The organism is Allobosea sp. Leaf344 (genome assembly GCF_001426225.1).
GTDB lineage: Bacteria > Pseudomonadota > Alphaproteobacteria > Rhizobiales > Beijerinckiaceae > Allobosea.
The window spans coordinates 591,758-599,029 of the sequence record NZ_LMRT01000001.1 but is presented as its reverse complement, the minus strand read 5'-3'; the positions used below and the strand labels follow the sequence as shown (position 1 = coordinate 599,029).

The 7,272-nt window shown below is 65.8% G+C and carries 6 protein-coding genes; 5 read left to right on the top strand and 1 reads right to left on the bottom strand.

Annotation, left to right across the window (positions count from 1 at the left end; all coding sequences use genetic code 11):
• A partial coding sequence (locus ASG72_RS02800; protein WP_156395761.1) for a DUF4337 family protein occupies positions 1-189 on the bottom strand: 189 nt, incomplete at its 3' end.
• A gap of 213 nt (positions 190-402) precedes the next feature.
• Between ASG72_RS02800 and ASG72_RS02795 the strand changes: the two genes are divergently transcribed.
• From ASG72_RS02795 to ASG72_RS02775, 5 genes are all read left to right on the top strand, one after another.
• Entirely contained in the window at positions 403-2,352 is a 1,950-nt protein-coding gene (locus tag ASG72_RS02795; RefSeq protein ID WP_056708653.1) for a PAS domain S-box protein, read from the top strand.
• Between the two features lie 100 nt (positions 2,353-2,452).
• Positions 2,453-3,484 carry an alpha/beta fold hydrolase gene (locus ASG72_RS02790; protein WP_056708649.1) on the top strand — a complete coding sequence of 344 codons (1,032 nt, stop codon included), beginning with the start codon at positions 2,453-2,455 and terminating at the stop codon, positions 3,482-3,484.
• A 29-nt stretch (positions 3,485-3,513) separates the two neighbouring features.
• Positions 3,514-4,083: a hypothetical protein gene (locus ASG72_RS02785; RefSeq protein WP_056708646.1), complete on the top strand. Its 570-nt coding sequence runs from the start codon at positions 3,514-3,516 to the stop codon at positions 4,081-4,083.
• Between the two features lie 400 nt (positions 4,084-4,483).
• Positions 4,484-6,112 (top strand): globin-coupled sensor protein, encoded by a 1,629-nt coding sequence (locus tag ASG72_RS02780; protein ID WP_056708644.1) that lies wholly within the window; start codon positions 4,484-4,486, stop codon positions 6,110-6,112.
• A 192-nt stretch (positions 6,113-6,304) separates the two neighbouring features.
• Positions 6,305-7,272: HAMP domain-containing protein (locus tag ASG72_RS02775; RefSeq protein ID WP_162246182.1), on the top strand; the 968-nt coding region annotated here is incomplete at its 3' end.

Below are 7,272 nucleotides of genomic sequence, written 5' to 3'. Positions count from 1 at the left end.
CGTCGTGCCGCGGATGGTCTTGGCCTGGAAGAAGGACCAGAGGTTCGAAGCGTCGATATTGCGCGCGATCGCTTCGTTTTCCGCCTGTTTGCCGCCGATCTCCGACAGAGACAGCATCAAGGCGAGCACCGCGATGAGCAGCGCGATCTTCTTGTTCCCGCCCTCTGGCGGATCGATATGGGCCGACACGTATCACCTCTGCATGGCATGGTGCGCTTGCGATAGCGGCTCCGGCACGCAGAGGCAATCGCGGTTGCCGCAGGGTGATCCGCATGATGTTGCCATTCCTGCCGCTCGGTCGTCGGTGGGAGGAGGCTTCTCGCGTCCGCTCAATTCTCGTGACGACATGGCGAGCGCGGGGAACCGTTCCGGCGCGCTTTGCGTTGAGGCCAGTTGGGGCGGATGAGACGGGTTGAGCGAATGGCCTTCGAAGTCGATGTGGTGAGCGACGACAAATATCGGCTCTTGATCGAATCCGTCGTCGACTACGCCATCTACATGCTCGATCCCGACGGCTTCGTGATCAGCTGGAATCCGGGGGCCCAGCGCTTCAAGGGCTATGCCGAGCGGGAAATTTTGGGCCAGCATTTTTCGCGGTTCTATACGCCCGAGGACCAGGCCGCGCAGCAGCCGCGCCGGGCCTTGGAGACCGCGCAGCGGGAAGGGCGTTTCGAGAGCGAGGGCTGGCGGGTGCGCAAGGACGGCTCGCGCTTCTGGGCGCATGTCGTCATCGACCCGATCCTGCATCCCCGCGATCGCAAGCCGCTCGGCTTCGCCAAGATCACGCGCGACCTGACCGATCGCAAGCTCGCCGCCGATGCGCTGAAGCGCAGCGAGCAATCCTTCCGCCTGCTGGTCCAGGGCGTCACCGATTACGCGATCTTCATGCTCGATCCCGCGGGCAACGTCGCCAATTGGAATGCCGGCGCGGAGCGCATCAAGGGCTATGCGCCGGCCGAGATCGTCGGCCGCCATTTCTCGGTGTTCTACACGGCGGAGGACCGGGCGCAGGGCGAGCCGGACAGGATCCTGGAGATCGCCCGGGAGGAGGGCAGTTTTCGCACGGAGGGCTGGCGTATCCGCAAGGGCGGCGAGCGCTTCTGGGCGAGCGTGGTCATCGACGCGATCCATGACGAGAATGACGAGGTGATCGGCTTCGCCAAGATCACCCGCGACATGACCGAGCGGCGGGAGGCGGATGCCGCGCTGATGGCGGCGCGCGAGGCGCTCTACCAATCCCAGAAGATGGAGGCGCTGGGCCAGCTCACCGGCGGCATCGCGCATGATTTCAACAATCTTCTGAATGCCGTGGTCGGCAGCCTGGAGCTGCTGCGCAAGCAGTTGGGGGATGAGCGGCAGCGGCGCCTGATCGACAATGCGATGGCCGGGGCCAGGCGCGGCATGACCCTGACGCAACGCATGCTGGCCTTCGCCCGCAAGCAGGATCTGCAGACGGCGCCGGTCGATGTCGATGCGCTGGTCACGGGGATGACGGATCTGATCGCCCGCTCGCTCGGCCCCGCGGTCGCGCTGCAGACCTCCTTTCCCGCCGGGCTCGATCGCGCCATCGCCGACCCCAACCAGCTCGAGCTCGCCCTGCTGAACCTCGCGGTGAATGCCCGTGACGCGATGCCGGATGGCGGGCGCATCGTGATCGGGGCGCGCAACGAAAGGCTGGAGCGCGCGGCGCAGGGCCTGGCGCCCGGCGACTATGTCAGCATCTTCGTGGCCGATAGCGGCAGCGGCATGGATCAGGAGACGCTGGAGCGGGCCGCCGAACCCTTCTTCACCACCAAGGGCGTCGGCAAGGGCACCGGTCTCGGCCTGTCCATGGTGGCGGGAACGGCGGAGCAGCTGGGCGGCAAGCTGATCCTGGAAAGCCGGATCGGCAAGGGCACGACCGCCTCGATCTGGCTGCCTTCCGTGCCGGCGCAACCGCTCGAGCGGCCGGGCGATGACGCCGCGCCGGACGGCTTCCGCGATGGCGGCCTGCTCAGGATCCTGGCCGTCGATGACGATGCGCTGGTGCTGATGAACACCACGGCCCTGCTCGAGGACCTCGGCCATACCGTATTCGAGGCCAGCTCCGCGAAACAGGCGCTGGAGCTCCTCTCGACGCAGCCGGACATCCAGCTCCTTGTCACCGATCACGCCATGCCGCAGATGACCGGCGCGCAGCTGATCGGCGAAGTCGTCGAACGCTGGCCCGATCTGCCGATCATCCTGGCGACGGGCTATGCCGAGGCGCCGCATGGCCTGCCTGCGCGGGTGAAACGCCTCGGCAAGCCGTTCTGGCAGAAGGATCTGGAAAAGGCGATCGGCGAAGTTCTCTCCGACCCCGCCGGCGAATGACCCGGCGGCGGGGCGAAGCCCGCGGCCGCGCCGGGACGAGGTCGCGCCGCGCGCGTCTCTCCTCTATGGTGAGCCTGCAGCCGAGAGCAGACCGGGCCCGATGAGCGAACCCACCGACTATCAGATCTTCGAGGCCGGCGATGTCACGCTCGCCTCGGGCCGGGTGTTCCGCGGGATGAAACTGGCCTACAAGACCTATGGTAGGCTCAACGCGGCCCGTGACAATCTCATCCTCTACCCCACCTCCTTCAGCGCCAGGCACGGCGATACGGAGTGGCTGATCGGGCCCGAGGGGGTGCTCGATCCCGAGCGCTATTTCATCCTCATCCCCAATCTCTTCGGCAACGGCCTCTCCTCATCGCCCTCGAACGCGGCACAGGCCTGGCAGCAGGATGGCTACCCGCTGGTCACCTATCATGATGCCGTCGCCATCCAGCACAGGCTGCTGGTCGAGCGCTTCGCCATCGAGCGCATCGCTTTGGTCTATGGCTGGTCGATGGGCGGGATGCAGGCCTATCATTGGGCGGCGCTCTACCCGGAGATGGTCGAACGCGCCGCCATCATCTGCGGCAGTGCCCGCTGCGCCCCGTTCAACCATGTCTTCCTGGAAGGGGTGAAGGCCGCGCTCCAGGCGGATCCGGCCTTTCAGGACGGCCGCTTCGTGAGACAGCCTGCGGCCGGGCTGCGGGCGATGGGGCGGGTCTATGCCGGCTGGGCGCTTTCCCATGCCTTCTATCGCGACGAGGCCTGGCGCCATCTCGGCTTCGACAGCTGCGAGGATTTTCTGGCGCGCTCCTGGGACGGGGCCTTCGCGCGGCGCGACGCCAATGATCTGCTGGCCCAGATCGCGACCTGGCAGCATGGCGATGTCGGCGCCTGCCCGCGTTTCGGCGGCGATCTCGCCAGGGCGCTGGCGGCGATCACGGCGCATGTGCTGCTCATGCCCGGCGCGACCGACAGCTATTTCCAGCCCAGCGACAATGCCGCCGAACTGCCGCTGCTCGTCAATGCCCGCTCCGCAAAACTACTCCCGATCCCGTCGATCTACGGGCATCGGGCCGGCAATCCCATCCATATCCCCGCCGACCGGGCCTTCCTGCGCGCGCAGGTCCGGCAGCTGCTCGACGCCTGACGGGCGGCGAGTGGATGGCGGGACCGCCGATGCGCGCGCGCGATCCCCTCGACGCCATCCCCATCGGCATTCGCCGTGCGGCTTGCGCCTATCACGAGGCCGGCCATATCCTCGCCGGCTGGCGGCACCGTCGCGAGATCAGCCATGCCTGGCTGCGGCCGCCGCATGGCCTGTCCGGCGAGACCTGTTTCCAGCCCTATCGCAGCGCCTTCCGCCCGGGGCATGAGCCGGATCTGGTGCGGGCGGAAACCGAGATCATCATCCTCTCGGCCGGCCATTGCGGCGAGATGATCTACTGGAACCGTCCCGAAGCCGCGCGCTGGTATCCCGGCATCCTGCATTCGCATCAGGACGATCTCGAGCAGATGCAGGCTTTTATCCGCTTCATCGCTCCGGCCGACGAGGCCGCCTTGCGCGCCCGTTGCAGCCTGGCCGCGACCGCCATTCTCCATGCGCCGGCGATGCTGGAGGCCCAGACGCGCATCGCCGATGCCCTGATCGCGAATCGCCGGATCGGGGGCGAGGAGGTCGCCGCGATCCTGAATCGGGCTCCCGCCAATCCGGAAAATCACCGCGAAAAGCCGTTTTCGACCCGCTGATCGACGCAAAATTGCGTCTGGCTTCGTTTACTGGCCCAGTCGAGCGCGACAGGCTTCGGCGCTGCTGCCGTGTTGAAGCGGGCTGATCGCGAACACTGACGTCCGGGATAGAAAGCGGGTGATGTCGATCCAGCCTGATCAAGCGTCAGCATGGGGATTGACGGACACGTCATGACGATCCTGATCTTGCTATGCCGGTACGAAAATCTGTCATTCGGCGCGCGGATACAAGAAATACAGCATTGGCTCCGACAAAGTATGAGAATAAGAGCGTTCTATACATAGTTTATGTTGCTTCAAATAAAACAGAAAAATTAAATTCATTCCAAGATTCTATTAACCTTTTTAGGTTGTTTTACCGAAGGGCAGGACGCGCCAAGAGTGAAAGGGACGTGCCACTATGTCGACGCCGAACCAACTGGAACAGCGCCTCAGCTTCATGCAGCTCGACGCATCGGCGCGTAAACGCATCACCGATGTGCAGAGCATCATCGCTGCCTCCCTGCCATCTGCGCTCGACGCCTTCTATCGACAGTTGCGGCAGGTGCCGGAAACGGCCACCTTCTTCGGCAGCGACCAGCAGATGGAAGGCGCCAAGAACCGTCAGAACCTGCATTGGGACCGCATCGCCACCGGCACCTTCGATCAGGCCTATGTCGAGGCCGTCACCAAGGTCGGCACCATCCATGCGCGGATCGGCCTGGCGCCGCGCTGGTATATCGGCGGCTATGCGCTGATCCTCGACAAGCTGCTCGGCGACATGGTCAAGGCGCGGTGGCCCAAGGGCGTCTTCGGCAGCAAGATCGGCGGCGCCGAGGATCGCGCGGCGGAGATCGGCGCGGTGGTGAAGGCCGCCCTGCTCGACATGGATTATGCGATTTCCGTCTATCTCGAAGCCTCGGAGGCCGCGCGGATCAAGACCGAGAACGAGGCGAAGGCGGTCGAGGCCGCCAAATCGGCCGAGCGCGACAAGGCCGTGGCCTATGTCACCGAAGCGATGATCGCTCTCTCGAACAATGATCTGACGCACCGCATGTCCGACGACATGCCGCAGGAATACAAGGCGATCGCCATCAATTTCAACGCGGCGATGGAGAAGCTGGCCGCGATGGTCTCGACCATCAAGACCACCTCCGCCACCATCGCCGCCTCGTCGCATGAGATCAACAGCGGCGCCGGCGACCTGTCCTCCCGCACGGAACAGCAGGCGGCGGCGCTCGAACAGACCGCGGCGACGACCGAGCAGCTCGCGGCCTCGGTCAAGACGTCTGCCCATGCCTCGCGGCAATCGGTCGATCTGGCCGACGAGGCCGCCACCGTGGCGCAGCGCGGCGGCAACATCGTCAAGACCGCCATCGACGCGATGGAACGCATCGAGGAGGCTTCGAAGAAGATCTCCGAGATCACGACGGTGATCGACGGCATCGCCTTCCAGACCAATCTCCTGGCCTTGAACGCCGCCGTGGAGGCCGCTCGTGCCGGCGATGCCGGCCGCGGCTTCGCCGTGGTCGCCGCCGAGGTGCGGGCTCTCGCCCAGCGTTCCGCCGATGCGGCCAAGGACATTACCGGGCTGATCGCCTCCTCCGATCTCCAGGTCACCGAGGGCGTCAAGCTGGTCCGGCTGGCCGGCGAGACCCTGCAGGAAATCGTCGAGGCCTCGGGCAAGGTCTCGGCGCGGGTCAACGAGATCTCGGCCGCTTCCGGCGAACAGGCCAATGGCATCGACGAGATGAGCCAGACCGTGAGCCATATGGACGAGATCACGCAGCAGAACGCGGCCCTGGCCGAGGAGAGCGCGGCATCCGCCAAGGCGCTCGGCGACCAGATCCTCGCGCTCAACCAGCTGATCGCCAGCTTCAAGACCGACACCACGACGGACGGCTCCGTCCGCGCCCTGCGCGCCACCGCCGCCATCATGGACAAGGCGGCTCCCGCACCGCGGGCCGAACGCGCCGGCCGGGCATCGCCGCCGGCGCCGCGCCAGGCGGCGAGGGCCGCCTCGGCCGGATCCGGCTGGAGCGAGTTCTAGGCGCCGGCTTCCGTCGGCAGCTGTGGAGCGTCAATTTGGGAAGCCGAACATCAGCTCTGAAACAACGGCGTGCTTTATGAGCGATTAACACTCGATGCGTACACTGCAGGGGTAAGCAGCGTCACACCATGATCATGGTGTGACGCTGCTGCAGTCTGGAACGAACTACTGCACCCGCTGGAGCGAAGACGCATGCTGAAGGCCCTCACCATCCGCAGCTCGATGATCGCTGTCGTCGCTGCGCTGACCCTGGCATTGATCGGCACGATCTGGATGTCGATCCAGGCGCTGGGGACCATGCAGGCCGATGAAGAGGTCCTAGCCAAGCAGATCATCCCCACCATCGCGATGAGCAATGATCTCACCGGCGATGTGGTCGGGCGGCATCTGCGCCTCAACATGCATCTGAATTCGCTCGATTCGGCGGCGATGACGACGCTGGAAGCGGAAATCCGCAGCGTCACCACCGAGATCGAGCAGACCCGGGCCGCCCTGACGAAAGCGCTCGTCCTGCCGGCGAGCCGCGAGGCGCTGAAGCGCTACGAGGCGCTGGTGCCGGGCTATCTCGCCGGCGTCGAGAAGGTGCTGGACCTGTCGCGCCGCGGCGACAAGGCCGCCGCGGGCGCGCAGCTGCGCGAGATGCGCGGCACGCTCTCCGGCATGGAGACCGCGCTGAAGCAGCTGGTCGAGCATGTCTCGAGCCGGGCGACCGTCATCGCCAAGGCTGCCGAGGACAGCTATGCCACCGCCTTCTATCTGATGATGCTGGTCGGGCTGGCGGGCGTGCTGATCGCCGCCGGGTCGGTGGCGGTGATCGTCCTGCGGATCACGCGGCCGCTGGTGGCGACCACGGGCTCGATGGATGAGCTGGCGAAGGGCAATCTCGACACGAAAATCGGCTTCACCGAGCGCCAGGACGAGATCGGCACCATGGCGCGGGCGCTGCAGATCTTCCAGGACAATCTGCAGAAGGTCCGGGCGCTCGAGGAGCAGGAGCGGGCCGCGGCGCAGCGTCGTCTGCAGGCGGCGGATTCCATGGCCTCGATCGTCTCGGATGTCGGCGAGGTCGTCGCGGCGGCCGCGGCGGGGGATTTCTCGGCACGCCTGCAGATCGGCGACGCCGATCCGCAGATGCAGAAGCTGGTCGCCGGGATCAACGA

Coding starts and splice junctions, on each gene's coding strand:
- ASG72_RS02795 (WP_056708653.1), top strand. CDS start 403: ATGAGACGGGTTGAGCGAATGGCCTTCGAAGTCGATGTGGTGAGCGAC.
- ASG72_RS02790 (WP_056708649.1), top strand. CDS start 2,453: ATGAGCGAACCCACCGACTATCAGATCTTCGAGGCCGGCGATGTCACG.
- ASG72_RS02785 (WP_056708646.1), top strand. CDS start 3,514: ATGCGCGCGCGCGATCCCCTCGACGCCATCCCCATCGGCATTCGCCGT.
- ASG72_RS02780 (WP_056708644.1), top strand. CDS start 4,484: ATGTCGACGCCGAACCAACTGGAACAGCGCCTCAGCTTCATGCAGCTC.